At 37.3% G+C, this 25,042-nt stretch carries 23 protein-coding genes; 11 read left to right on the top strand and 12 right to left on the bottom strand.

The features are described 5' to 3' along the window. The first annotated feature begins 2 nt into the window (after window positions 1-2). Window positions 3-3,134 (top strand): efflux RND transporter permease subunit, encoded by a 3,132-nt coding sequence (locus tag CZ490_RS13160; protein WP_077619311.1) that lies wholly within the window; start codon window positions 3-5, stop codon window positions 3,132-3,134. Window positions 3,135-3,275: 141 nt separating this feature from the next. On the opposite strand, the gene CZ490_RS13155 is transcribed toward CZ490_RS13160, so the two are convergent. Beyond that, window positions 3,276-3,611, bottom strand: a complete 336-nt coding sequence (locus tag CZ490_RS13155) for a thioredoxin family protein (RefSeq protein WP_077619310.1) — start codon at window positions 3,609-3,611, stop codon at window positions 3,276-3,278. A 154-nt stretch (window positions 3,612-3,765) separates the two neighbouring features. Here CZ490_RS13155 and CZ490_RS22685 point away from each other — a divergent pair, with 154 nt between their 5' ends. Then, window positions 3,766-4,824, top strand: a complete 1,059-nt coding sequence (locus CZ490_RS22685) for a peroxiredoxin family protein (RefSeq protein WP_234987232.1) — start codon at window positions 3,766-3,768, stop codon at window positions 4,822-4,824. A gap of 224 nt (window positions 4,825-5,048) precedes the next feature. Here the strand turns inward: CZ490_RS22685 and CZ490_RS13145 are convergent, their stop codons facing one another. Continuing rightward, window positions 5,049-5,555 carry a DUF1836 domain-containing protein gene (locus tag CZ490_RS13145; protein WP_407639810.1) on the bottom strand — a complete coding sequence of 169 codons (507 nt, stop codon included), beginning with the start codon at window positions 5,553-5,555 and terminating at the stop codon, window positions 5,049-5,051. A 216-nt stretch (window positions 5,556-5,771) separates the two neighbouring features. On the opposite strand from CZ490_RS13145, the gene CZ490_RS13140 reads away from it, so the two are divergent. The 4 genes from CZ490_RS13140 (at window position 5,772) to CZ490_RS13125 (ending at window position 9,976) form a co-directional block, all read left to right on the top strand. Then, entirely contained in the window at window positions 5,772-6,449 is a 678-nt protein-coding gene (locus tag CZ490_RS13140; protein WP_077619308.1) for an SGNH/GDSL hydrolase family protein, read from the top strand. 137 nt (window positions 6,450-6,586) lie between these two features. Continuing rightward, window positions 6,587-7,168 carry a peptide deformylase gene (gene def, locus CZ490_RS13135; protein WP_077619307.1) on the top strand — a complete coding sequence of 194 codons (582 nt, stop codon included), beginning with the start codon at window positions 6,587-6,589 and terminating at the stop codon, window positions 7,166-7,168. Between the two features lie 19 nt (window positions 7,169-7,187). Further along, entirely contained in the window at window positions 7,188-8,360 is a 1,173-nt protein-coding gene (locus tag CZ490_RS13130) for a MalY/PatB family protein (RefSeq protein ID WP_077619306.1), read from the top strand. Window positions 8,361-8,464: 104 nt separating this feature from the next. Then, window positions 8,465-9,976, top strand: coding sequence for a BCCT family transporter (locus CZ490_RS13125; protein ID WP_077619305.1), 1,512 nt, complete (start codon window positions 8,465-8,467; stop codon window positions 9,974-9,976). 44 nt (window positions 9,977-10,020) lie between these two features. Here the strand turns inward: CZ490_RS13125 and CZ490_RS13120 are convergent. Together CZ490_RS13120 and CZ490_RS13110 are read right to left on the bottom strand one after the other, a co-directional pair. Next, window positions 10,021-11,186, bottom strand: a protein-coding gene (locus CZ490_RS13120) for an IS3 family transposase (protein WP_142255379.1) whose coding sequence is annotated in 2 segments (ribosomal slippage) — window positions 10,021-10,871 and window positions 10,871-11,186 — 1,167 coding nt in all. Because the reading frame shifts where the segments join, the coding sequence is not laid out codon by codon here. Window positions 11,187-11,309: 123 nt separating this feature from the next. Then, on the bottom strand, window positions 11,310-11,738 hold the full coding sequence (locus CZ490_RS13110) for a DUF4064 domain-containing protein (protein WP_077619302.1): 429 nt from the start codon (window positions 11,736-11,738) through the stop codon (window positions 11,310-11,312). A 478-nt stretch (window positions 11,739-12,216) separates the two neighbouring features. Here CZ490_RS13110 and CZ490_RS13105 point away from each other — a divergent pair, with 478 nt between their 5' ends. Beyond that, complete coding sequence (locus CZ490_RS13105) at window positions 12,217-13,224, top strand: TAXI family TRAP transporter solute-binding subunit (RefSeq protein WP_077619301.1); 1,008 nt, start codon at window positions 12,217-12,219, stop codon at window positions 13,222-13,224. 104 nt (window positions 13,225-13,328) lie between these two features. Beyond that, window positions 13,329-15,335: a TRAP transporter permease gene (locus CZ490_RS13100; protein WP_077619300.1), complete on the top strand. Its 2,007-nt coding sequence runs from the start codon at window positions 13,329-13,331 to the stop codon at window positions 15,333-15,335. A 67-nt stretch (window positions 15,336-15,402) separates the two neighbouring features. Here the strand turns inward: CZ490_RS13100 and CZ490_RS13095 are convergent, their stop codons facing one another. Beyond that, complete coding sequence (locus CZ490_RS13095) at window positions 15,403-16,407, bottom strand: DUF3231 family protein (RefSeq protein WP_077619299.1); 1,005 nt, start codon at window positions 16,405-16,407, stop codon at window positions 15,403-15,405. 74 nt (window positions 16,408-16,481) lie between these two features. After that, window positions 16,482-16,973, bottom strand: coding sequence for a hypothetical protein (locus CZ490_RS13090; protein WP_077619298.1), 492 nt, complete (start codon window positions 16,971-16,973; stop codon window positions 16,482-16,484). Window positions 16,974-17,151: 178 nt separating this feature from the next. Here CZ490_RS13090 and CZ490_RS13085 point away from each other — a divergent pair, with 178 nt between their 5' ends. Then, window positions 17,152-17,757, top strand: a complete 606-nt coding sequence (locus CZ490_RS13085) for an alpha/beta hydrolase (RefSeq protein WP_077619297.1) — start codon at window positions 17,152-17,154, stop codon at window positions 17,755-17,757. 97 nt (window positions 17,758-17,854) lie between these two features. On the opposite strand, the gene CZ490_RS13080 is transcribed toward CZ490_RS13085, so the two are convergent. The 3 genes from CZ490_RS13080 to CZ490_RS22680 form a co-directional block, all read right to left on the bottom strand. Continuing rightward, window positions 17,855-18,820, bottom strand: a complete 966-nt coding sequence (locus CZ490_RS13080) for a ring-cleaving dioxygenase (protein ID WP_077619296.1) — start codon at window positions 18,818-18,820, stop codon at window positions 17,855-17,857. 111 nt (window positions 18,821-18,931) lie between these two features. Then, window positions 18,932-19,081 carry a hypothetical protein gene (locus tag CZ490_RS22515; protein WP_165439141.1) on the bottom strand — a complete coding sequence of 50 codons (150 nt, stop codon included), beginning with the start codon at window positions 19,079-19,081 and terminating at the stop codon, window positions 18,932-18,934. 466 nt (window positions 19,082-19,547) lie between these two features. Further along, window positions 19,548-19,892 carry a hypothetical protein gene (locus CZ490_RS22680; RefSeq protein ID WP_077619295.1) on the bottom strand — a complete coding sequence of 115 codons (345 nt, stop codon included), beginning with the start codon at window positions 19,890-19,892 and terminating at the stop codon, window positions 19,548-19,550. Between the two features lie 276 nt (window positions 19,893-20,168). On the opposite strand from CZ490_RS22680, the gene CZ490_RS13070 reads away from it, so the two are divergent. Together CZ490_RS13070 and CZ490_RS13065 are read left to right on the top strand one after the other, a co-directional pair. Continuing rightward, on the top strand, window positions 20,169-20,882 hold the full coding sequence (locus tag CZ490_RS13070) for an ASCH domain-containing protein (RefSeq protein ID WP_077619294.1): 714 nt from the start codon (window positions 20,169-20,171) through the stop codon (window positions 20,880-20,882). 162 nt (window positions 20,883-21,044) lie between these two features. Next, on the top strand, window positions 21,045-22,220 hold the full coding sequence (locus CZ490_RS13065) for a D-alanyl-D-alanine carboxypeptidase family protein (protein WP_077619293.1): 1,176 nt from the start codon (window positions 21,045-21,047) through the stop codon (window positions 22,218-22,220). A gap of 38 nt (window positions 22,221-22,258) precedes the next feature. Here the strand turns inward: CZ490_RS13065 and CZ490_RS13060 are convergent, their stop codons facing one another. The 3 genes from CZ490_RS13060 to CZ490_RS13050 are packed head-to-tail and all read right to left on the bottom strand — an operon-like array spanning window position 22,259 to window position 24,878. Next, window positions 22,259-22,792 carry a DUF5381 family protein gene (locus CZ490_RS13060; RefSeq protein WP_077619292.1) on the bottom strand — a complete coding sequence of 178 codons (534 nt, stop codon included), beginning with the start codon at window positions 22,790-22,792 and terminating at the stop codon, window positions 22,259-22,261. Between the two features lie 53 nt (window positions 22,793-22,845). Beyond that, window positions 22,846-23,619 (bottom strand): hypothetical protein, encoded by a 774-nt coding sequence (locus tag CZ490_RS13055; protein WP_077619291.1) that lies wholly within the window; start codon window positions 23,617-23,619, stop codon window positions 22,846-22,848. A gap of 2 nt (window positions 23,620-23,621) precedes the next feature. Then, on the bottom strand, window positions 23,622-24,878 hold the full coding sequence (locus CZ490_RS13050) for a hypothetical protein (protein WP_077619290.1): 1,257 nt from the start codon (window positions 24,876-24,878) through the stop codon (window positions 23,622-23,624). Window positions 24,879-25,042: the final 164 nt, after the last annotated feature.

Genomic DNA, 25,042 nt, shown 5'->3' with positions numbered 1-25,042 from the left:
CCATGAATTTTATCATAAAACGGAAATGGTTTGTCCTAATTGCATGGATTGCAGTTGTCGCTGGGTTATTCTTGGCAGCTCCGAATATGGGCGATCTTGTGCGCGAAAAAGGACAAATAACGGTTCCAGAGGAATATTCATCCTCCATTGCAGGACAAATTTTAAATGATGCCAAAGCCGAAGAGGGCGGAGACGATGAAACGCAGGTTGCACTTGTGTTCCATGATGAGAAGAAACTAACTGACGATGAAATAAAAGAAGCAGAAAGAGCGATTCGCCTTCTAGAGGAAAATAAAGAGGAGATTGGAATCACTGAAATTCTGACACATTTTAACGAAGAGACATTAACAGAACAGCTTGTTTCTGAGGATGGAAAAGCAATTCTAGCATCTGTAACAGTAAGTTGGAACGAACGTGAGCCAAAAGAGGTTAGTGAACTACTATACGAAACGATCGAAGACGTAAAAGTCGACCACTTTTACACGAGTGAATGGCTCATTAGTGAGGATCTTGTAACAAGCTCACAAGAAGGCTTGAAAAAGACGGAAGGCATTACTGTTGTCTTTATCCTAATTGTTCTTTTACTTGTTTTTAAATCGGTAGTTGCACCAATTATCCCACTCGTGACCGTTGGATTTGCATATCTTGCGTCACAGTCGATTGTATCGATGTTAGTTGATAAGTTTGACTTTCCAATCTCAACGTACACGCAAATATTCTTAGTTGCTGTACTGTTTGGAATTGGAACGGATTACTGTATTTTACTATTGAGTCGTTTTAAGGAGGAACTTTCTAATCGAGAGAGTTTACCAGAAGCGATAATTGAAACATATAAGAATGCCGGTCGCACCGTTTTATTCAGTGGTATTGCTGTAATGATTGGGTTCGCTGCTATTGGTTTTTCCCAATTTATTTTATACCAGTCAGCAGTAGCTGTTGCAGTAGGTGTTGCCCTATTATTAGGTGCATTATTTACAATCGTTCCTTTCTTCATGGCTGTATTAGGGAAGAAGCTATTCTGGCCATCTAAAAAGAATCTAGATCATGGAGACAGTAGAATTTGGGCGATTGCAGGTCGCTTTTCATTGGGGCGTCCACTGTTGTCGTTACTACTTGTTGCGGCGATTGTCACTCCGTTCTTAATCGTATATGATGGAGAATTGTCATATAACTCATTAGAAGAATTAAGTGGAGATGTGGACTCGATTAAAGCTTTCAATGCAATCTCTGACAGCTTTAGACCTGGTGAATCCATGCCCACTCAAATCGTTTTGAAAAATGATGAAGAAATGGACTCTACCGAGTATATCGAATTAGCCGAAAAAATTAGTCGTGAAGTGGAAAAAGTAGACCTTGTTGACTCCGTACGCTCTGTCACAAGACCAACAGGTGAACCAATTGAGGATTTATTTGTTGCAAATCAGGCAAAAACACTTGAGGAAGGTCTTGGCGAAGGAAAAGACGGGTTGACTCAAATCAAGGAAGGACTCGAAGAAGCAGGTAGCGAACTTGCAAAATCAGAGCCCGAGCTTAATACAGCTACTGAAGGTATTGGTGAGTTAATCACTGGTACAAATCAAATGCAATCTGGTCTGACTGAAATACAAACAAATTTATCAAAAATCGAGTCAGGTATCCGCAGCGGTACAACTGGAATTGATACAATGATTGCTAAAGTAGATGAAGCGAAATCCGGTGCAGAAGAGCTATTAAACTATTATAATAATGAGCTTCTCGTCGGATATAAAGCCTCACAAGCTGGGATTGCTACCCTACTTGAACAATATTCAGGAGTTGCTTCTAACTTGGATGAAATGTCTACTCAGTTGAATCAGCTTACACCACAAGGATTTGATGACTTCGAAAGTAGACATGTAGGAGTTGCTGCAGATCTATTTTATGTTGGATTAAGAGATGGCATAGAACGACTACAACAAGGAATTCCTGCTCTATCTGCTGGGGTTAAGGAATTGAATGGGCATCTATCTAAAACGAATACTGGATTAAGCCAGGCCAATGCTGGATTTGAACAATTGCTGAAGGAACAAGCTGCGCTACCTGAAGGACTAGGCCAACTTATTGCAGGTTTGGAAGAGCTTAAGAGTGGACTTGTGCAAGCAGCTGATGGCCAAGGACAAATTGTTCAAGGAATGCCTCAACTCACGAATGGCTTAGCTGGAATTAGCGACGGTCAAAAACAGTTACTTGATGGTTTCGGAGGACTAGGTGGTCAATTAACACAATTAACAGAAGGCCTCACTCAAAGTGCGGACGGTCTTGAACAAGTGTCCGATGGGTTAGGTTCTGCTCAAGAGTATTTGTCAAATCTATCAAACTCTGAAGAATTGAATGCATTTTATATGCCAGAAGAAGTTCTTGAGAGTGAAGATTTTGCACAAGTCTTAGATGTATATATGTCTAAGGATCGAAAGGTAATGACCTTCGATGTGATTTTTGAAGCAAACCCATACTCAAACGAAGCAATGGCCCGAATCGATGACATCGAAGAAGCAGTTGCTCGAGCAACGAAAGATACAAAACTAGAAAATGCTGATGTAGCCCTAGGTGGTATCACCAGCACCAATACTGATTTAAGTAAAATGTCTGAACAGGATTACTCACGCACAATTGTATTGATGTTTATCGGTATTGCGCTGATTCTGATTTTCTTGTTCCGTTCTTTAATCATGCCAATCTATATTATCGGTTCATTGATATTAACCTATTACACATCAATGGCAATTAATGAAGTTATCTTTGTTAATATTCTTGGTTATAGTGGAATTAGTTGGGCAGTACCATTCTTTGCATTTGTTATTCTTGTTGCACTCGGTGTCGATTACAGTATTTTCTTAATGGATCGCTTTAACGAGTACCGTAACATGCCAGTAGCAGAAGCGATGCTGTTATCCATGAGGAAGATGGGGACGGTAATTATATCAGCAGCCATCATACTTGGTGGAACATTTGCAGCGATGATGCCATCCGGAATGCTATCTTTGCTCCAAATTGCATCCATTACACTCGTAGGTCTGATGCTGTACGCATTTGTTATTCTGCCGTTATTTATACCGGTCATGGTTAAAAACTTCGGAATTGCCAACTGGTGGCCATTTAAACGACCAACAAATTAAAGAAAAACGAGGCACATCCTTGTGATGGGCCTCGTTTTTTATGGATTTTACAACTTACTGCCACTATGATTAAAATACTGCCACTAATTTATTTATACTGAGGCTAAGGTAAAATCTTCGACAAGGTATTTATCTCTTATATTAATCTGTGTAATTACTATAAATTTTTTCAATCTTTTCTTTAAAGGGTTCCATCGGTACAAACCGTGCTTCTCTTAGAAATTCCTTACCCTCCACAAATAAAAGTAGCACTGGCACGGTAAAAATAGAAAAATAACCTGCAATCTCTTCAACATGATCGGCATTTATATAACCAAGTTGAATCGTAGGGAAATCCTCCATTACATCCTTAACCTGCGGCAGTAATGCATGGCAAACACTACAGTTTGTTCTTGATATGAATAAAAAAGATAGCGGATGTTCTTCAATAAAATGTTTAACTGTATCCACGGATGTTAATTCTAAAAATTCTCTCATGATTGCCCTCCAATAATTAATGAATCTTTAACTAAAAGCTGTTAGTAGATTTAGATACATACGTCACTATGCTACATTTAACAAAATGGTTATTATTCGCCAACATTATACCCTGTGCGGTATAATATATACAATGAAATAGAGGAGGTTTAGGATGCATTTAATACAAATTGGCTCATTAGCCATCATGACAAAGTGGGTTATACTAGCGATTGGTCTAATTCTAGGGATAATTGTTGTACGAATATGGTTAACAAATAAGACATCAAAGGATCACATCAAAAGTATTCTCAATCTCCTTACGAATGGTATTTTTATTGGATTTCTTGTCTGGAAAGGGAGCTTGTTGCTTCTAGATCCGAAACTTGTGACAAAAAGCCCGTTGTCGTTGTTGTATTTTACTGGTGGTACAAAAGGATTGATTATTGCAGTTATTATTACACTCTTATACTTTTTGTATCACTTAAAAAAGAAGACGATTCAGCCATCACTACTCATTCTATCGATGCTTATCATGAGTCTATCAGCTTTAATGTTCTATGATTTGCTAACTTTATTTTGGTTGCAGGAACAGATGCCCCTCCATTTTATAAAAGCAATGAGCGCATTCTTTCTTTTATTGTTGACATTATATAGGATAGGACAACAAAAAAAGGACGTGTTTCAGGTGTTCAAAAAGTCAGCACTAATCGTGGCATTAACAGGGCTGGTCGCGTGGCCAATCAGCAGCCATATTTCATCCGCGAATCCAGTAGGACATGTAGAAACTGAAGACCTTGAAGTAGGGATTGCAGAAGGACAACTTGCTCCTGATTTTATCTTAAAAACAATCAGCGGGGAAGAAGCCAAACTTTCGGCATATCGAGGAAAGAGAGTTATATTAAACTTCTGGGCAAGTTGGTGCCCACCTTGTAAGGCTGAGATGCCGCATATGGAAGATTTCTATGTAGAACATAAAGATTCCGATGTCATCCTATTATCCGTAAATTTAACAACAGCAGAAAAAAAGAGTTCAGATGTTGAAAAATTTGTAGAGGAGTATGGGCTGAGCTTTCCAGTCATGCTAGATGAGCAAGGAGACATTGGACAAATCTATCAAGCCCATGCGATTCCGACTAGCTATCTAATTGACTCTAAAGGGATTGTTCGGAAAAAAATCGTGGGCCCGATGGATAAGGAAATGATGAATGAGCTAATTCAAAGTGTAGAGTAAAGAGGGAATGTGGAAATTTATCCAGGTTTCGGAGAAAATAGGGAATGCGCATGGTCTAATATAGGATGCCTCTAGCAAACCATGCGCAAAACCAATAAATAGGAAAATTCAGTTCGGTAAACAGCAATAAATGTAAAATTTATCCACTTGCGCATGATTTCTACGTATAAAAAGCGGTAAAAGCATTCGTAAGATGAGTATGCTATATTTTATCCAAAAACGTACTATTCACTTTTCTTTTTTTCATCCAGCTCATTTATTGTCAGTTCATCAACCAATGATTCAGCAGCCCGGCGATAAAATTGACTAGCTGTAATAAAGGATAATATCAAGAGCACTTTCTTAAGATGTTCATCATCATTGGACCCCAATACATCCACAACATCGTTTACTTTAATATCAATATTCTCTTTGAATTCAGCCGCATTTTTATTATGGAGAGCTAGATAGCTCTTATAAAAAGCCTCGAGGTCAAAGTCTTCTTCATTTGTTAGTCGTTGATTGATTCCATCCAACGTTGCCTTAATGTCATTGATTGACAGACCGCTTTTAAGTTGATAAATCAGACTTAACAAGATTAAATGATCCTTAGAATACTTTTTGTTTTTAATTGGTATGAGTAGCTTCCCTTTTGCGTAGTTATTGATCATTGTTTTGGTGAGGATTTTCTCATCTTCATTTCTTTTCGTTGAGTGAAAGGTGTTTTCAAAAAGTTGAATAACCTGATCCATATATAAATCAATTTGTGGGATATCTTCTAAATAAATATTTTTATTCACGTCTATGTTCAAAGTAATAACCTCTTTTTTAATAAATTCCTCTTTAGTTTACCTAACAATAAACATAAAGTAAATATTGACTACGTGTTGGAATGGGTATATGATTATATGTAGTATTGATAACTACGTTATATAGTGTTCTTAATAAATGATTAAGTGGTGATATATATGAAAGTTGTATGTTTTGGTGATAGTTTAACTAGAGGGGTATCATTTGTAAAAGGTCGCATGCGAATTTTAAAAGAAAATTACCCAGCCTTTTTACAGCAAATAGCGCCCGAGCAGGTTACTGTTTTAAATAAAGGCGTTTTTAATGATAATTCCGATTTATTATTGTCACGAGTGGAGAAAGACGTTATTGCTGAACAACCTGATTTCGTGATTATAAATATCGGTGGTAATGATTGCAACTTTAAGTGGAATGAAGTGGCTGAAAAACCAGAAGATGAGCATCAGCCAATTGTTCCAATTGAGCGTTATATGGAAAACCTAAAACAACTGATTCATAGAATAAAAGAAGCGAATATCACGCCTGTTTTGATGACATTGCCGCCTCTTGATCCCGTCAGATATTATCGGTTACTAGCCCAAAACTATGGTAGCTCAATTAGTCATTGGATTAGTCTACAGGGTGGGATAGAGCATTGGCATGGATTATATAACCGGAGTTTGAATTTACTTGCAGAACAATTACATGTTCCAAAAATTGATGTTCGAGCCGCAATGATGCAGTTAGGAGACGTAACGGATTTCATTAGTGATGATGGAATTCATTTGACAGGTAAAGGCTACAAAACAATGAGTAGCGAGATTTTTTCTACTTTTAAACAATATAATACAAATTGAAGGCCACAAGTTTTGGTGGCTTTTTTCTTTTGGTATAATACATCTCCTGTATTGTGGAAAACTGTTTATCAATAGACATTAGCAAAAGGAAAATATAAGATTAAGACATGATAAAGTGAAAAGGCAGATGAAAAGAAATGTATTACTATAAATCAGATTACATACTTACGATGAAGGATATTGTAAGAGAGGGACATCCACTTTTGGCAAAGAAAACGACAGAGGTACCAATCCCAATTGTAGAGAAAGACAAAGAAACGTTAATCAGTATGATGAATTATGTGAAAAATAGCCAGGATCCAGAGCTTGCGAAAAAACATGGTTTACGTCCTGGAGTTGGCTTATCAGCAAACCAAGTCGGCTTGGATAAGCGCATGTTTGTAACATATTTTACGGACTTTGATGACAAATTACATGAATACCATGTAGTGAATCCGAAGATTATTAGTCATTCCGTTTCGATGACTTATTTACCTGAAGGAGAAGGGTGTCTTTCAGTTGATCGCCCAGTAGAAGGCTATGTGCCTAGATATGAAAAAATTAAAGTGAAAGCTTTTGATCTCAATGGAAAAGAGATTTCACTCCGTTTAAAAGGATATGCTTCTATTGTATTCCAACATGAAATTGACCATCTTAATGGAATTATGTTTTACGATCATATCAACAAAGAAAATCCATTTAAGCTTCCTGAAAATGTCGAAATAAAAAGCTTGTACTAATTATATTGGAGGGATTGGCGTGAAGTATAACTTTGATGAATCGATAAATCGGATGCAAACGAATTCTGTTAAGTGGGATGAGGTTGAGAACGTATTTGGTGATAAAGAGATACTTCCCATGTGGGTTGCTGACATGGATTTTAAATCCCCACAACCTGTCATCGATGCTATTCAAAAGCGAGCAGAGCACGGAATCTTTGGATACACAACAAGACCAGCAGCTTATTATGAAGCAACAGTCGGTTGGATGAAGCGTCGGCATAATTGGAATATAGACAAGGATTGGATTTGTTTTAGTCCAGGAGTCGTACCAGCATTACATATTATTGTTCAAACCTTTACCAGCCCTGGTGATAAGATCCTGATTCAACAGCCTGTTTATTATCCCTTCATGAGTGTTATTGAAAAAAATGGTCGAGAGATTGTGAATAATCCTTTACGATATGAAAATGGTCGCTACTCCATGGATTTTGACGACCTTGAGAAGAAAATCGATACGGATGTAAAAATGATCATTCTTTCTAATCCACATAATCCTGTCGGACGTGTATGGACAAAGGATGAATTAACAAAGCTTGGTGAAATTTGTTTGAATCACAACATCTTGATAGTCTCTGATGAAATCCACTTTGACTTGGTTTATAAGGGGAATGTACATACACCATTTGCTGCGATTTCGGATCAATTTGCCCAGTCTTCCATTACTTGTACAGCACCTAGTAAGACATTTAATCTTGCAGGATTACAAACATCAAATATCATCATACCTAAAAAAGAATATCGGGAACGCTTTAATCAAGCGGTGGAGGAGGCCTTTCTAAGTATCACGAATACTTTTGGTGTTACTGGACTAATTGCAGCTTACGAGGAAGGCGACGAATGGCTTGACCAACTTCTTGACTATTTAAAAGGAAATCTAGATTTTCTTAAAGAGTATATCAAGTCAAATATTCCTGAGGTAAAGGTGATTGAACCTGAAGCAACCTATCTCGTGTGGTTGGACTGTCGAGAGTTTGGACTGGACTCGAAGGAACTGGAGAATGTCATCCAAAAACAAGGAAAAGTAGCATTTGACGAAGGGTACATTTTCGGAAAAGAAGGGGAGGGCTTCACAAGAATCAACATCGCCTGCCCAAGAACATTATTAGAAGAAGGTTTAAAACGATTTGCTCAAGCAATAAAAAATAGATAATAGATTTAGACTTGTCATTGTTGGCAAGTCTTTTTTAGTAGCAATGTATTTTCTTCCACCCATGTGAAAAACTAAGACGACTAAAAAAGAGGAAAGGAAATACAATGAAAAACGAAACATTTCGCAATCCAGTCTTTTTGATTTCAGCCATTATTATATTTATCCTTGTTATTCTAGGAGCGGTTGCTCCGAATAGATTTGGAGAAGTTGCTGAAGCTCTATTTTTATTTACAACCACAAATTTTGGCTGGTTTTATCTACTTTCTGTTTTTATTTTTGTCGTCTTTTTAATTGCGCTTGCCATTAGTAAATTTGGGAAGATTAGACTCGGTTCACAAGACTCAAAGCCGGAGTTTCCATTCTTCACATGGATTGGGATGCTATTTTCCGCTGGATTTGGTGCAGGACTTGTTTTCTGGGGAGTTGCTGAACCGATGAGTCACTTTTTTACTCCGCCATTCGTGAACTTAGATCCCCAAACAGAGGCAACAGCTCGAGTTGCTATGGGTTATTCCTTTTTTCACTGGGGGGTTAGTCAGTGGTCAGTGTTTGCTATTGTAGGCCTAATGATTGCATTTTTGCAGTTCAGGCGCGGAAAAGACGGGCTTGTATCAACTGCTGTAGAGCCAGCTTTTGGTTCCAATCCCATAGTGAAAAATACAATTGATTCCTTTGCTGTAATTGCTACAGTTATGGGAATTGCAACCTCTTTAGGATTAGGAATCTTGCAAATGGCGGGAGGACTCAAATCAGTCTTCCAAATTCCAAACTCCATCTGGTTGCAATTAGGACTAACACTTGTCATTTTAGTTCTCTATTTACTTTCCTCAAGTACAGGATTAAATAAAGGAATACGATGGTTGAGCAACTTAAATTTAGGGTTATGTCTAGTGTTACTTTTGTTCGTTTTCTTTGCGGGACCATCAGTGTTTATTTTAAATGCATTTACGTTAGCACTAGGTGATTACTTGAATAAATTCATAGAATATAGTCTTCGGCTCACTCCATATCGAGGTGGGACTTGGGTACGTGATTGGACCATTTTCTACTGGGCTTGGGCAATCGCTTGGTCACCATTTGTTGGGGCATTTATTGCACGTGTGTCAAAGGGACGAACGATTCGGGAGTTTATTATTGGAGTATTAATTGTTCCTCCTCTTATCGCGTGTTTGTGGATTGCTACATTTGGAGGTACAGCCCTTCATAGTGATTTAATGAATGGAACATCCATAGCTGAAGCGGTTAATGAAGATGTTACGATCGCTCTTTTTGAAACATATTCCCATTTACCATTTTCAAACGTATTATCATTATTATCGATTTTGTTGATTTTTACATTTTTAGTGACATCTGCAGACTCGGCAACTTATATACTATCGAGCATGACATCACGGGGTAGCTTGTCTCCGGGACTTCCTGTAAAAATCATAATGGGAACCCTAATGGCAGCGATTGCTGCAGTACTATTGATAGCAGGAGGATTGAATGCATTACAGACTGCTTCACTAATATCTGCGCTACCTATGACTATAATTTTGTTTATTATCATTTTTTCTTTCGTCAAAATGATTCAAAAAGAACCTAGACCACCGAAAAAACAAAAGAAAAAAGCTTGAAGGTGAACTTACCTAGCTAAATGAGACACATATAAAACACCATTTTAGGCTGCTTTCATTCCGAATTCTTTTGGAGTGAGGTAGCCTAATTTTTCTTGTATTCTATTCTCGTTATAGTGGTACAAATAGTTGTCAATTTTCGATGCTACGATAAAATTTGTCAATGAATTAAACTTAGAATACTGAAATTCCTCTGTCTTTAAATTAGAGTGAAATGATTCTATCACCGCATTATCCCAACAGTTTCCACGTCTGGACATACTACTTACCAAATGATGTTCCTTAAGGTAATTCTGGTATGTAAATGATGTATACACACTTCCTTGATCGGTGTGAATGATAATCCCTTTGGGATTATTCCTTTTGTTCAAAGCTTCTTCTAACGTATCAATCACTAATGGGGTTTGTTGATGATTATAAATCTTATAAGCTACGATTTCATTATTATACAAATCCATAATCGTAGACAGATATAATGTTTCGCTGCCATACTGGATATACGTAATGTCCGTTACCCACTTCTCATTTGGTTTACTTGCACTAAAATCACGATTAAGAATATTAGGTACAATGACTTCACTTTCTCCCTGCGATTTCCACTTGCGTTTTGGTTTCACCTTACACTGCAAATGATGCTTCTGCATAATGTTTTGAACTGTGTTCCTATTAAGATGAATATGATGTACTCGCTTTAGAATAGCTCTAATTTTCCTATGACCATTTCTATATTTAGTAGCCTTACAGATTTCAATAATTAAATCTTCATGTTCATTCCGATATTCACCAAACCCTTTAGTCCAACGATAATAGCTAGCACGTGGAATCCCTAAAACTTTTAAAATGGAAGTAACGGTATATTTTTCACGAAATTGTTCAACCAATTGTACTACTAGCCCTTTATCGACTCCTTTCTCATCGCAATATACTTTTTTAGAATTTCATTCTCCATTTTTAGGTGAGTTAGTTGATTACTTATTCGCTCGTCCTTACTTAAAGAATCGGGTCCATGCCCAAATGTATATTGTTTACCAATTGGCTGATCAAACCGATACAATTCTCCATTCTTGTACCATCTCATCCAAGTTTCAATTTGAGTTTTATTTTTGATTTTGTATTTGTTCATAATTTCCCGTGTTGTTAATTTTCCTTCAAGCTTATCTCTTACTACCGCCCATTTAATCTCTTTTGTATATACAGTTTTTTTGCCCACGCAAAAACACCTCCGAATAATGTCACAATACTTATCTCAAGTATTGCCATTTTGGAGGTGTTTTATATTGTCTCACTATTTTAGATTAGTCCAAGGAGATTAAAAACCTTCAAGCTTTTTTCATTAGTATTCAGTATTAAATGTTTCCTTTTGCTTACGCACGAGACATAGGATACCCGCAATGAGGTACAGAATACTAGCAATAATTGAGACTAGGAATGTTGCAAGCGTACTAAGTACTGCGACAACAATTAATATGATACCTGCAGCTTTTGGTCGCTTGTTTCCTTTAAGAAGAAATAGGGATACGATACCAAGAATGATTGCCAAAATACTAACGACAATGAAATACCAGCCACCAGCTGTTACCATCTCCGTAAGGGCCCCCATATCGACACCTTCAAGAGTCGGATCTTCCGCAGCAATGCTCTCCATTTCCTGTGCAAATTCATTATTGTCTCCTAAACCTACGAACATGAAGCCAAATAAAGTTAAAAATACAAAAAAACAAGCTCCAATAATTGTTAATACAAATTCACCTGTACGTTTCATATGATTGCTCCCCCTTAAAAAATATTCCTTTTTGATTGTACTACATAAAATATAGTATGCAATCCGTTTTTCTTCCTAATCTTCTCCAAAAATGGAATTACCTTTATTCAACAAGTTTGAATAAATAGTAGAAGGCTCCGGCATATACTCGGTATTATTCTCGTAAACTCATAAAAGTATCGAGCATACACTCTCCAAATTGCATTTGATTATATTTACGAAGAGATTTACAAAAGGTTTCAAATGGTTTAAAAAAATTTTTTCATCATAAATATCGAGCATATTTTAAACATGGATTATTACAATGATATTAAGTAAATATTATAAAAATTTTGCAAACCACAAACAATATATGTTAACCTAGGAATATAGGTTCTAAATTGGTAAATATACCAATTTAAGTTAAAAATGGTAGTTTAGTAGTAAACCTCAACTTTGAGGGTCTACATAAAAAAATATATAAGTAGGGGGAATGCAAATGCTTAAGAAGTACTCATTTCTTGCTTTGCTGCTAGCATTGGTTTTAGTCATTGCTGCTTGTAGCAGTGATAACACGAATGGTGACGACAAGGATGATGGTGGAGAAGGGAATGGCAAGTCAGAAACAACAGACCTTCTTATGGGTACGGGTAGCCAAGGTGGTACGTATTTTCCACTTGGCCAAGAAATGGCGAATGTATGGAACAAGAACATTGAAACTGTTAACGTAACTTCAACAGAATCAGGTGCATCTGTTGAAAACCTTGCGAAAATTTCAAATGGTGAGTTCGACCTTGGGATGACAGTTAATCTACCAGCTTATGATGCACTTAATGGAACCGGAGATTTTGACGGTAAGAAGGTAGAGAACTTCGCATTTATTGGACATATTTACCCTGAAGTACTTCAAATTATTACTCGTGAAAGCACGGGTGTTGAAACGATTGCTGATCTAAAAGGAAAAAGAGTAGCAATTGGACCTCCAGGAAGTGGAACACAAGCTGCGACAAAAGCAGTATTAGCGGCATATGGAATTAATGACGGAGACTATGAAGCATATCAAGAAGGTTTCGGTGATGCTAAATCGAAACTTCAGGATGGTACTATTGATGCTTCATTTGGACTACTCGGACTACCAGATGCCGGTATTGATGAACTTCAAGCTTCCGTTAGTGATGTAAAGTTCTTGGAAGTAACAGGATCTGAATTAGGTAAAGTTGAAGAATCTAGCGGTTACACAGGCTATACAATTAAAGCAGGCTCTTATGAGTGGTTAGAGGAAGATGCAAATGTTGTATCTGCATATGCAGTTCTAGTTGCAAATACTGACACAGTGGATGATGATCTTGCTTACCAACTTGCAAAAGTAATGATTGAAAAAGCTAGTGAAAATACACATGCACAGGCAGCCCATATGACAAAAGAAAATGCACTTAGTGGCTTAGGGGATTTACCAATCCATCCTGGTGCAGAAAAATATTACAAAGAAGCTGGAATTTTAGATTGATAGCTTCAATAGATCGAAGAAGGGCTTGACACTTTGTGTTCTAGCCCTTTTTTTCACAAAGATGTCTTTTTTCATTTAATACGATTTAACAGGTGGTGGAGAGAATGAAATGGTGGAAGAAAAAGGAGATGAAAGATTCGAACGAGCCTACTCAAAAGAATGAAAATGTATCAGCTGAGGAAATTCTTGAGAAGTATGACCGAGAGAGTACGTACCGAAGGGATTTAGGTCGGTGGAAATGGGTCGTATTAATAATGGCGGTTGGTCTCACATTATTCCATCTTTATACAGGGTATCGTGGTGCCTTTGAGGCACGGATTCAAGGGCCAATCCATCTTGGTACAGCTTTGGCTTTGATTTTCCTTCTTTACCCGATAAAGAAGGGACTTCATCGGAAACAAAAAAGTATACCTTGGTATGATGTACTACTCGCGATAATCTCATTAGGTGTCGGTTATTATAACGTAATATTTTATGAAGAACTTGTAACAGAGCGAATTGTTTTTGGCTATACGACCCCAGATTTTATTGTGGCAACATTAGGGGTTTTACTTGTCCTTGAAGCAGCAAGAAGATGTGTTGGTCTACCGATTGTTATCGTTTCGAGTTTAGCTATCCTTTATGCATTGTATGGAAATCTAATTCCTACAAAGCTATTTGCTCACCGGGGCTTTTCTTGGAATACGTTGGTAACGGATTTGTATTTAACTACGAAGGGAATCTATAGTACGCCAATTCAGGTTTCGTCGACCTTTATCTTTTTATTCTTATTATTTGGTGTGATGTTAATTCGAACGGGTGTTGGGCAATTCTTTAATGACATTGCGTTTGCTCTCACTGGTCGTTTTACAGGTGGTCAAGCGAAGGCAGCGGTTGTCGCCAGTGCAATGCAAGGTATGGTTTCAGGTAGTTCAGTTGCAAACACAGTTGGGTCGGGTTCGTTTACGATTCCAATGATGAAAAAAGCCGGCTATAAACCCGAGTTTGCAGCAGCAGCAGAGGCTTCAGCGTCAACAGGTGGGCAAATTATGCCACCTATTATGGGAGCAGCAGCATTTATAATGGCTTCTTATACAAATATCCCTTATAGCCAAATTATGTTAGTAGCCATTATCCCAGCCACACTTTATTTTCTAGGTGTATTTTTAGCGGTTCATTATGAATCTAAAAAGGTTGGAATTGTTGGCTCTCCAAAGGAAACATTACCAAGAGCTAAGAAGTTAATGCTAGAACGAGGGTATCTATTATTACCTCTTATTGTCATTTTTTATACGTTATTGACGGGAAGGACACCGATGCGTGCTGCATTGGTTGCGATTCTTGTTTCATTCTTAGTGAGTCTTGTTCGTAAAGATACAAGAATGTCTTTAAAGAGTATAATTGGAACACTTGAAGAAGGTGCAAGGGTTGCGTTGCCTGTTATTGCAGCCTGTGCGTCTGCAGGGATCATAGTTGGGGTTGTTGTTCAAACGGGTCTCGGTGGCCGCATTGCCGACGGCATTATTGCTTTAGGTGGCGGAAGCTTAATTCTTACCTTGTTCTTCACAATGATTGCTTGTTTAATTCTTGGAATGGGCTTACCAACTACAGCAAACTATGTTGTCACAGCGACGATGGCTGCTCCGGCGCTAATCCTCGGATTAGATGTACCTGTATTAGCTGCTCATATGTTTGTTTTCTATTTTGGAATCGTAGCAGATATCACACCTCCAGTATGTCTAGCTGCTTATGCTGGAGCTGGTTTAGCAAGGGCAAATCCATTTATGACAGGTGTTACTGCAACAAAGCTAGCGGCAGCTGCCTATATTATTCCGTTTATCTTTGTTATCAACCCACAAATGCTTTTAATTGATTATGAGATTCCTTTCTTGATTATTTCTATCGCAACAGCGATCATTGGGATGATAGGAATTAGTACAGCAATGGTAGGGTTCTTTATTAGAAGAGCGTTTGTATGGGAACGCATCATCCTGTTAGTTGCAGGTCTAAGTCTGATTTCGCCGAGTATTTATTTTGGAGTAGCTGGTGTAGTCGCCTTACTGGCCATTTTATTTATCCAATCTCGACGTCCGAAAGAAGACATTCAAGCACCAACGATGTCTATGAGCTAAGTGAATACGGAATGGGATGTATATTCACACACAAAACGACGTGTTCAATTGAACACGTCGTTTTTATCTATTTATTATTTTGCAATTTGATTCGGTCAATTGTACTTGGTGGTTCCTGGATCCAACCACGTTCAACAAGGATATTGAATCCTTTTTTTGCATAAAGGAAAATCTCAGCGATTGTTTTAGTGTAAAATGCTATAAGGTCTGGTCTCATCGATAGTGCTTGTGCATGGCTTATTAATGTAATATCGATTCCATTGAGCGCGTGGAAAAGTGTAACAACGAGCTTATCTGAAAAAGGTGCAACCGTTGAGCCTGTTACCTCTAGTGGGGTGGAGATATTACCCATAAGATTTTCCTTTTTTAATAAGTCATTAATAAAGGTTATTTGTTTTTCAGATATTTTCTTTCCTTCTCTAATAAACTCGAAAACCTCTTTGTCTTTTACAACCTGCATAAACCCCATACATAGGACAATTGCAAAGTAATTACGTTCGATATTAAAAAACATATCGGTGATTTCGATGACGTTTAATGGTCTTTTGTCACCAATCAATTTTGTTAAGTAAGATTTCTTTTCTATATACTCATTATCAGTCGGATAGACAATAGTTGGTGGCCGATCATAAATGCCTTTTTCGAGCATCAATTCAGTTGCTTCATTATATTGTTTTAAAGCATCAGAAAGGCAATTTGAAAAAAGTTTCCGCACATCTGCTCTTGCCGTATTTGAAGTCAAAAAACTAAAATTGACCATGTTCATCCGACTCATAGCATAAATAAAAGTTAAAGAAAAAGGATCATAAAACAAGGGTGGTGCCGATAGATTTAGATCCTTGTCTGTAAATTCATCCGGTAATGGTATCTTCTCTTCTGAAAATATCCGCCTAATCTCTTTCATTTGTCCACTGTATATTTGAAAGGACTCCTTCATCAGCGGTTTAATTTCTTCATCTTTTAAATGGTGTAGAAAATATTTGATTAAAGTAATAGTCATACTACCTTGAATAAACGTCGTCCATAATCCACCGATTTCAGCACTTGATAAACGAACATTATGTTTGTCCATGAGGCACCCTCCTCAAAACTCATATAAAGGTAGTATGGATAAATATTCTTTTTTTATGCTAGAAGGCTGCTATTTCAACCTTCCATGGTAGATAGCAGTTGATCAATTTCTTCGTTAATTTTTTTAATGGCCTCATAGCCTTCATCCGTTTGTTTTGAATCTCCTGTCGTAATTCCCTTCAGATGTGTGTTCATCGCTTCCATATATGTTTCTATTGAGGCTTGTACGTAATTCCTTAACGTGGATAAACTTTTATTACTTGGTTTATCATCGAGCTCAATTAGATTATAGATATACATTGCTTCCTCATTCGCGATTTGCATGGTTTCAATCGCAGCCTCTAGTTCATCCTCTTTTTTCATTTCGTCCAATAACATATTTAGTTCTTTATTGAGTTGACTAAACTTTTGCACATGACCTTGAAGATTTTCTAATAAAAGCTGATCTTGTGGTGAGAGGTTTTGATCAAGGGCGCTATATAACTCTGATGCGGTCTTAGAAGCTGAGGCACAACCAATTAAAAATCCAATTAATATCAAAGGTAAAATCCTAATTTTTCGTCGCATATTGGCCCTCCAAAAACAATTTATAAAAAGATATGAGACTTGTCCTAGTTTTATGCACTACTGATTGACAAACGTTGTGTATTATATTATCTTGAATTAAAGATATTTTAAATTAAACCATCTTTTATTCCTTGTTAGGGGATACTAGAAAAAGCATTTATTTTTTGGAGGGATCATTATGAAGCACATCTTCCGTGAGGGTAAAGATAAAACAAAACCAACACTTCTGTTATTACATGGTACTGGAGGTACTGAATCAGACTTGTTGCCATTAGCGACACATATTGATGAAGAAGCATCCGTGTTAAGTGTAAGAGGGAATGTGTCAGAAAATGGCATGCCACGCTTTTTTCGTCGATTAGCTGAAGGGGTATTTGATATAGAAGATCTTATATTCCGGACGAAAGAGTTACATGAATTCCTTGATGAGGCAGCAACTACTTATTCATTCGATCGAAATAATATCGTGGCAATTGGGTACTCAAATGGAGCCAATATTGCAGGAAGCTTATTGTTTCACTACAAAGATTCACTAAAAGGAGCGATCCTTCACCATCCAATGGTACCGAGACGTGATGTTGAGTTGCCTGATTTAACCGGTACCCCAGTTTTCATCACTGCAGGTAAGAATGATCCTATTTGTCCTGCACAAGAAACAATTGACCTACAAGACTTACTGTTGAAGGCAAATGCAATTGTGAAGGTTCATTGGGAAAATAATGGCCATATGTTGACTGGTACAGAAGTTGCAGCGGCAGCAGAATGGTATAAGAACCAATTCTGAAATAGGTCATAACCTACGGGATTCGGTAGGTTTTCCAAGTATTGAATATAAGAACGAAAACACCCCCTTGAATAGCACATTCAAGGGGTTTCTTGTGTTATATATCCAAAGGCCGTAAATTTGCTTCAATCTCACTTCGCTTTGGCTCAAGGAATGCCGGTAGGGCAAGTTTTTCGCCCAATGTCTCCAACGGTTCATCTACATCAAATCCCGGAGTATCAGTGGATAGTTCGAATAGTATACCGTTTGGCTCTCTGAAATATAATGCTTTGAAATAATAGCGGTCTACCTTACCAGAGTTCGGAAGTCGAGTCTGTCTTATTTTTGTAAACCAATGCTCATATTCCTCCTCATTAGGGATTCTGAAAGCTACATGGTGTACACCACCGCGGCCTAAGCGTTCTCTTGGTAAATCAGGTCGGGTTTCAATATGAACTTCTGCCCCAGAACCCCCTTCACCAGTCGCATAGACTAAAACCTCTGGAAAATCACCAGCAAGAGACGGATAGCTTCCAACTTTTCTAAATCTCAAAACATCGGTTAATGTACGAATGGTAGGCTCTGCATTAGCAACCGTTAAAGTAACAGGACCGAGTCCAAGTATTGCGTGCTCTAATGGAATGCCTTCAACTTTCCATGGTTCGCCTGCTGCAACCCCTGTATCTTCATTATCTGCAACGAGAATGAGCTTTGTTCCTTCAAAGTCCTGAAACGCTAATGTTTCGCGTCCAGCTCTTACTGTTACTTCCTCAGATGATAGCCCATATTGTGCTAAGCGATTCTTCCAAAAATGTAAGGAATCTGATGATTTTACACGTAATGAGGTAGAGGAAATACTAGATACACCTGGATGTGTACGACCAAGTCCTGGAATATCAAAGAAGGTAATTTCAGTTCCAGGGCTACCTTTTGCATCTCCATAAAAAAGGTGATAAGATTCTATATTATCTTGATTAACTGTTTTTTTTATGAGGCGCAATCCTAAAATTTTAGTATAAAATTCAAAGTTTCGTTCTGCTTTGCCTGTTAATAACGAAACATGATGTAAGCCTAATAATTCCATTTGAATATTCCCCCTTCGTAAAAACTCTATCTTCAATTATCTTGAATTCAAGATAATTATAACATGAATAAATCCATAAAGAAAAGGTCAGGGGAGACCCTGACCACATTTTTATTTCTTTTTCTTCTTTTGGACGTTTTGCTTTTCAGCCTCAACCTCTGTATAGGAAGCAAATTCAACAAGTTCTTCGCTAATACGATTGCCTTTTTTTACATTATTATTTCGTTGTGCATTTGCATTCCCACGCTTTGTTCTACCCATATGCTCAACTCCATTCTTAACGTTTCAATCGTAGTATGAGTAGTTTACTTTCGTTGTATGTAAGGATCAGGGGAGGGAAATTAGCCCATTTTATTACTAAAAGGGGATGTTTGTTTGTGTGGAAATCTCCAAATCGCAACTTGAATAAGGACGTAGTGTTAGGTAAGCGAGCGGTTCGTACCCGATTGAGTGAGCCGTAGTTTGGAATGGTAACGCAAGTGAAGGAATCGTTCCCGAAAGCCAGAGCAAGAGTAGTGGAAGGAAACAAAAGCGAAGGAATCGTTCCCGAAAGCCAGAGCAAGAGCCGAGGAAGGTAACGAAAGCGGTCGAAACTTGCCCGGATATCTGAACCGGATTCAGGAAAGGTAACGCAAACGATCAAATCATGAACCACTGAGTTAGTTCACTAGTTAATTCAAAAAAAATACCCCCAATTGTAGTTGTGGGGGTATTTTATAGAAGGTGACTAGCGATTTTGGTTAGCTTGAGATTGTTGGTTCTGTTTACGAACCTCTGCAGCATTGGTTTCGCTAGCAAATTCAGTACTGAAAGAGGAACCGTTAGAAGTGAATTGTTGTTGCCCAACAGATTGTTGGAGCTGTTGTGCGGACTGCTCTATCTGATTTAACTGCTGAGCAGCATTCAATTCACGTCCTGCAAATCCAGGGGCAGCCTGTTGTACCTGTGAAGAGCTCTGTTGAAATTGTTGAGCATTCATTTGCTCCGTTTGAGCTAACTGCTTGGCAGTTTGTTTAATCTGATTTAAAGCAGCTTGTGCCTGTGCTGGAATTTGCTGATTATTGTTGTTCATACGGAACCCTCCCAGACGAATTTTTTTGGATTAAACGAATGGCTTCTTCGTAAATCCTCTCTTAATTTGTGTGAAACAGCTATATTTTATGTCTTGAAAATAATGCAAAATGTGAGACATATTTACTGAATAGAAGATTTGTGACATCACCATTTACAAAAAGATACAGTGGAATTAGTGATTACCCTACTTTTATGCGCTCGTGCTTTTTGTACTTTTTGTTTAATTAAATTGATTTCCATTATATAATTTAATTTGTAGGAAGAGGTGATTTGAATGAAACGAATCGATTTTTGGGGTCGAGATGAATATGATGAAAGACTTCTAGAAGAAGTATTACGAGGTGTGAAGACGGTCACCTGTACTCCTAAGGTTTGGTATGATCAATTGCCAGAACAGGAAAAAAGTGAAAAGGGCGATATCATACAGGTTATTACTAAGCGTAATGAACATAAAGCAAATATCGAAATCACTGATTTTTATGAAATTCGATTTGGCGAAATTCAAGGAGAAATTGGTAATCGAATTGCAAAAGGTGAAAATTCGACCCTAGATGAATTTATTGAAGATCATATATTTAGTTGGGAGAAACCTCTACAAAATGATGGATATGAACTAAATGAAGATACCATTATTGTTGTGGAACACTTTAAGATAGCTGATATTTTTACTGAAGTAAAAGTAGATTTCCATCTTGTACCGATGTCTGAAGCTGAGGGATACAAGGTAAACACTTGGACTGACTTCGAATTGTTTGGAGAGGCCAAAGATTACTTTTATTCTGTTTATAGAGAAAAGGATTTTGTCACATTTGTTCGGTTTCGCCAAAATGAAACTGGCACCTATATGTACTATAAAGTAAATCCCGAATTTGAAGGACAAATAGATGAAAAAGAACTCGTGCTAAAGATCGAAAAATATGCAAAAGAAACTTTATTAGCGACAGATCTTATACATGAATGGAGTTCTATCTACACCTATCATAAATAAATGTCCTAATAATACGTTTTATTCGAGGTCAGAAAATCAAATTGACATTCGAATAGTTATAATTGTAAAATCGTTGGACGGGGACAGGAAACTGTCCCTATGTTTATGTAGAGAAACTGATGGGATATGCAGTATCTATCCCAAAGGGAGTAGTGACTTAAAATGAAACAGCTAAAGTTAATTTTGATTTTTGTGGTTTTGGTGTCTAGTCTTTTGCCTTTTCAGGTCTATGCTGAAACTGGTCAACAAATAGACGTCCCTGATATAAAGAGTGGAGCGGCTGTGTTAGTAGATACACATACAGGCTCTATATTATACGAGAAGAATAGCAAAACGAAAATGTATCCTGCAAGTTTAACGAAAATGGCAACTGCTATTTATGCGATTGAAACAGGGAATCTTGAAGACCTTGTTACGGTAAGTGCCAATGCTTACAATACAGGTGGCACACGTGTTTATCTGGAAGAAGGGGAGAAGGTAACGTTAAAAAATCTCATTCAAGGTTTGTTAATTAATTCCGGTAATGATGCTGGGACTGCTATCGCGGAGCATCTTAATGGCAGTGTCGATGACTTCGCAGATTCCATAAACGCTTATTTAAAAGAAAAAGTCGGAGTTGAGCAAACTCATTTTACAAATCCACATGGTTTATTTGATGAAGAACACTATACAACAGCTTATGACCTTGCTTTAATCACGAAATATGCAATGAAAAATCCCGTTTTTCGTGAGATTTTTGGAACGAAGGAATTAAAATGGGATGGTGAGAGCTGGGATACAACTCTTCACAGCCACCATTTAATGCTAAGGGGCGAAATCCCATTTGAAAGTGTGACAGGTGGGAAAACGGGGTTTGTCAATGAATCACGTCATACCCTTTCAACTTCTGCTGAACAGGGAGAATTGTCTTTAATTGCTATTGTGTTACAAGCAGATCGAAAAGAGATTGCATATGAGGATACGGTGGAGCTTTTTGATTATGGCTTCGAAAATTTCGAGGTTGCAGAAGTAACAAAAGAGCAACCGTTTATCGATGAGAAGAATGCAAGTTATCGTTTGGACAAGCCTCTTGCTTACACCAAAAAGAAAAACGAAGAAATAGAATTGGTTCTAAATGATCAAGGGGTACTCCAAATATTGGGTGAGGACGGGAGATTGCTTTCAATGAAACAACTTAAAATGGACATTCCAAACGAAGCGATGAGTACACGAGCTGAAATCACTCCGGCAGAGCAAAATGAAACGAACCCAATACCCGCCATCCTAATGGTCGTGTTTTTAAGTATAGGTATTGTTTACCTTCAAAAAACAATTAAGAACATGAAAAAAAGCACTTAATCACAGTGCTTTTTTTGTCTCCACAATTAAAACAGCCTCTATAATTTAATAGTCTCACTAGAATTTTTTCGTTTTTTCTCCCAATTCATCTTACAAGTAGGATTTGCGTGAGGTAGAATATACTCCTCGACTAGTTGTTTCATGATATGATCAGGAATTAAATTATAGTAAGAATAGTAGTGTTTTTTTTGATTTGTAGTGGTTACAACAAGGTTTTGGAAGACGCCACCGCTTAATTTTTCAGCATGCCATCCGTAATATACATCCGTGATTTCAGTTAAAGGTACACGATTTTTACTGTTTATTAAATATCCATCTTCCACTTTAAGTAATACCTTACTTTTCGAAAGAACAGAGGCTAGTCTCAGGATAGCACCGCCTGTAAATAGGACACCAATTAAGCCAATGATGATTCCAATATATCCTTTGAATGTACCAAGAGTAGCACCAATGATTAGGACGATTATAGAGGCAATAAGTCCGACTCCCACCCCTATATATAAGCAGCCAAGCCCGCCACTCTTATATACGAGGTCAACACCTTCTTTTTTTGGTATCAGATAATTATTCATAAAGTAACATCGATCCTTTCATAGTGGAACGTATCGAAAAGTTTCTATCCGTTTTACTGCGGTACTTTCGTGTATTTGTTTAAAAGCTCATTCATAGAAGTTCGTGAACTTAATTTAATGTTGAAATTATCTCCAACTTTTTCAATTTCATAGTTTTTCTCTTTATTATCTGTAAATAGGATTACTGTATCGACGATTGGTTCGTTCTTTTCACTAAATTCAATGAACATTAGGGTGTTCAGTTTGCCTTTTGACTGCCATAACACTTTAAAAAACTGGTCCATTTCTCCTTCAAACTGTGGAAGGTCAAATTGTTTATCATTACTATTGAATATTTCTAGTAAACCTTCGAATTCTTCCTGTGTAAGATTGAGAACCGAATTGGACAATGGCTTTTCCTTCTCTACATGAAAGAACTCTACAAGGTCATCGATTACATTTTGATGTGTGATTTTTTCAAATACATGTACTTGGTCATCGTATTTCGTATATTGTTTAATCACCATGCTATCCCCTATGTGGTAAGAGGCTGCATCTTCATCGTTTTGATCACCATGTTTAGATGCACGAACAGTTTGTTCCGCAGAGTTAATGAAAATAACGATTTCTTTCAAATCGTCAACCAATGTAAATTTACGATTTTTATAAATTAATAGGTCTTTTGATAATAACGAACGATTGGCGGTTTCCAACATGAGTTCTAATTTTTCGTCACTTACTTCTCCAAAATACACTTGTCTTAATGCATTCCCTTGTTCAAAATAACCTTCACTGTAAAAACTGAAGATTACCTCCTCTATGGAAAGTGAAAATTTCTGCATAATCATTATTATCCTCCAAATCCAAATTTACTAAAAAACTTACCAGCACCCTCAACCAAGTTAGCAGCATTTTCTTTTACAGCATTAAATCCTTCTTTTACTTTATCTACACTTTTTCCAATAAACTCTGTTCCTTTATGAATGGTGTCTTTAAATTTAACAGCGGTGTCTGTTACCCATTTTGGTGTATTTTTTGTAATGGCATCACCAACAAGGCTACCGAGGAATCCTCCAACACTAGCGCCGACAACAGTACCTACAGGGCCGAGTACGCTAAATGCTCCACCAAGGATGACGGCACCAGCTGTTGATGCTGCTGTATTGACGACTGTTTTATAGGCTGCATCACCAACAACTTTTGCGTTTTCTGTTTTTAACTTTTCAATATCATTACCATATAAGGCATAGTTTTCTGTAATTTTGATCGTTGCTCCAATACCTTCTGTTACAAGAGTAATTCCGCCGGCAAGAACAGCATTACCCTTTAAGAAACGAAGAGAATTTTTTGCCATAGCCCCCGCATTATTTTTAACAACATTCATTACACCTCTAGCACCATCATCTGATGCCCCAATCATCATGGCCTTCACATTATTGGCGTAGTTTACTACTGTTTTCGGGTATTGTTTCGTGAATTTATTGTAGATTAAGTCAGATAATGACTTATTTTTATGGAAAAATAGGGAAGATGGTTTTGCTAAAAAACGTGCGACAGTATTTAGATATTTGTTCCGTTCAATGAAGTCTACCACACGACCGGTCGGTATATTAAACTTCTTGAAAGTCTTGTCAGCCGTAACGTATCGGTACAAACCATTATCCATTTTCTCAAATTGAAAACCTAGTGCTTGGTATAGTAGAGCACTTGCTGAATATGCTCCTGCTGTAATTAGTCCATCCACAACTCCCCAAGTATTGTTATAGAATTCATATAAATTACTTGGAAGTAGGTTTTTGCGATACGCTTGAATCATATCTTCAATTTGTTTACCTTTCTGAGATACCTTACTTTCAGCTGATTGATACTTTTGGATTGTGTCTGTAATAAATGATTTTAATTGAATTAAATCACGTTCAATATTCTGCATACTACTAGCAGCATGCGTCAAACTGCTTTGGATATTAGTACGGCTTGAGATTTTAGGGTCGATACTATACTTGAGAGAATGTACATTTGATTTAATACTTGACAGCTTTGAAATAGATTGGCTTAAGCCCGGAACATTTCCATTCAACGCAGTAGTATTAATATATATTTGTGACAAAAAGCTTCACTCCTTTATAGATTATCAAGATAATTCGTACTAAACTTTCTTAGTATTGAGCCTATTTTAAAAGCATTCCATGGGTAAATTAATCACTCTAAATAATGGTAAAAAAGTAGCAGTTATTAGTAAAGGGGCTAAAGGTCCATTTTTCCAATATTTTT

Source organism: Litchfieldia sinesaloumensis, from assembly GCF_900156865.1.
In the GTDB taxonomy this organism is placed as follows: domain Bacteria; phylum Bacillota; class Bacilli; order Bacillales; family Bacillaceae_L; genus Ferdinandcohnia; species Ferdinandcohnia sinesaloumensis.
The sequence above is the reverse complement of the archived record's forward strand: the minus strand, read 5'-3'. Positions and strand labels throughout refer to the sequence as shown.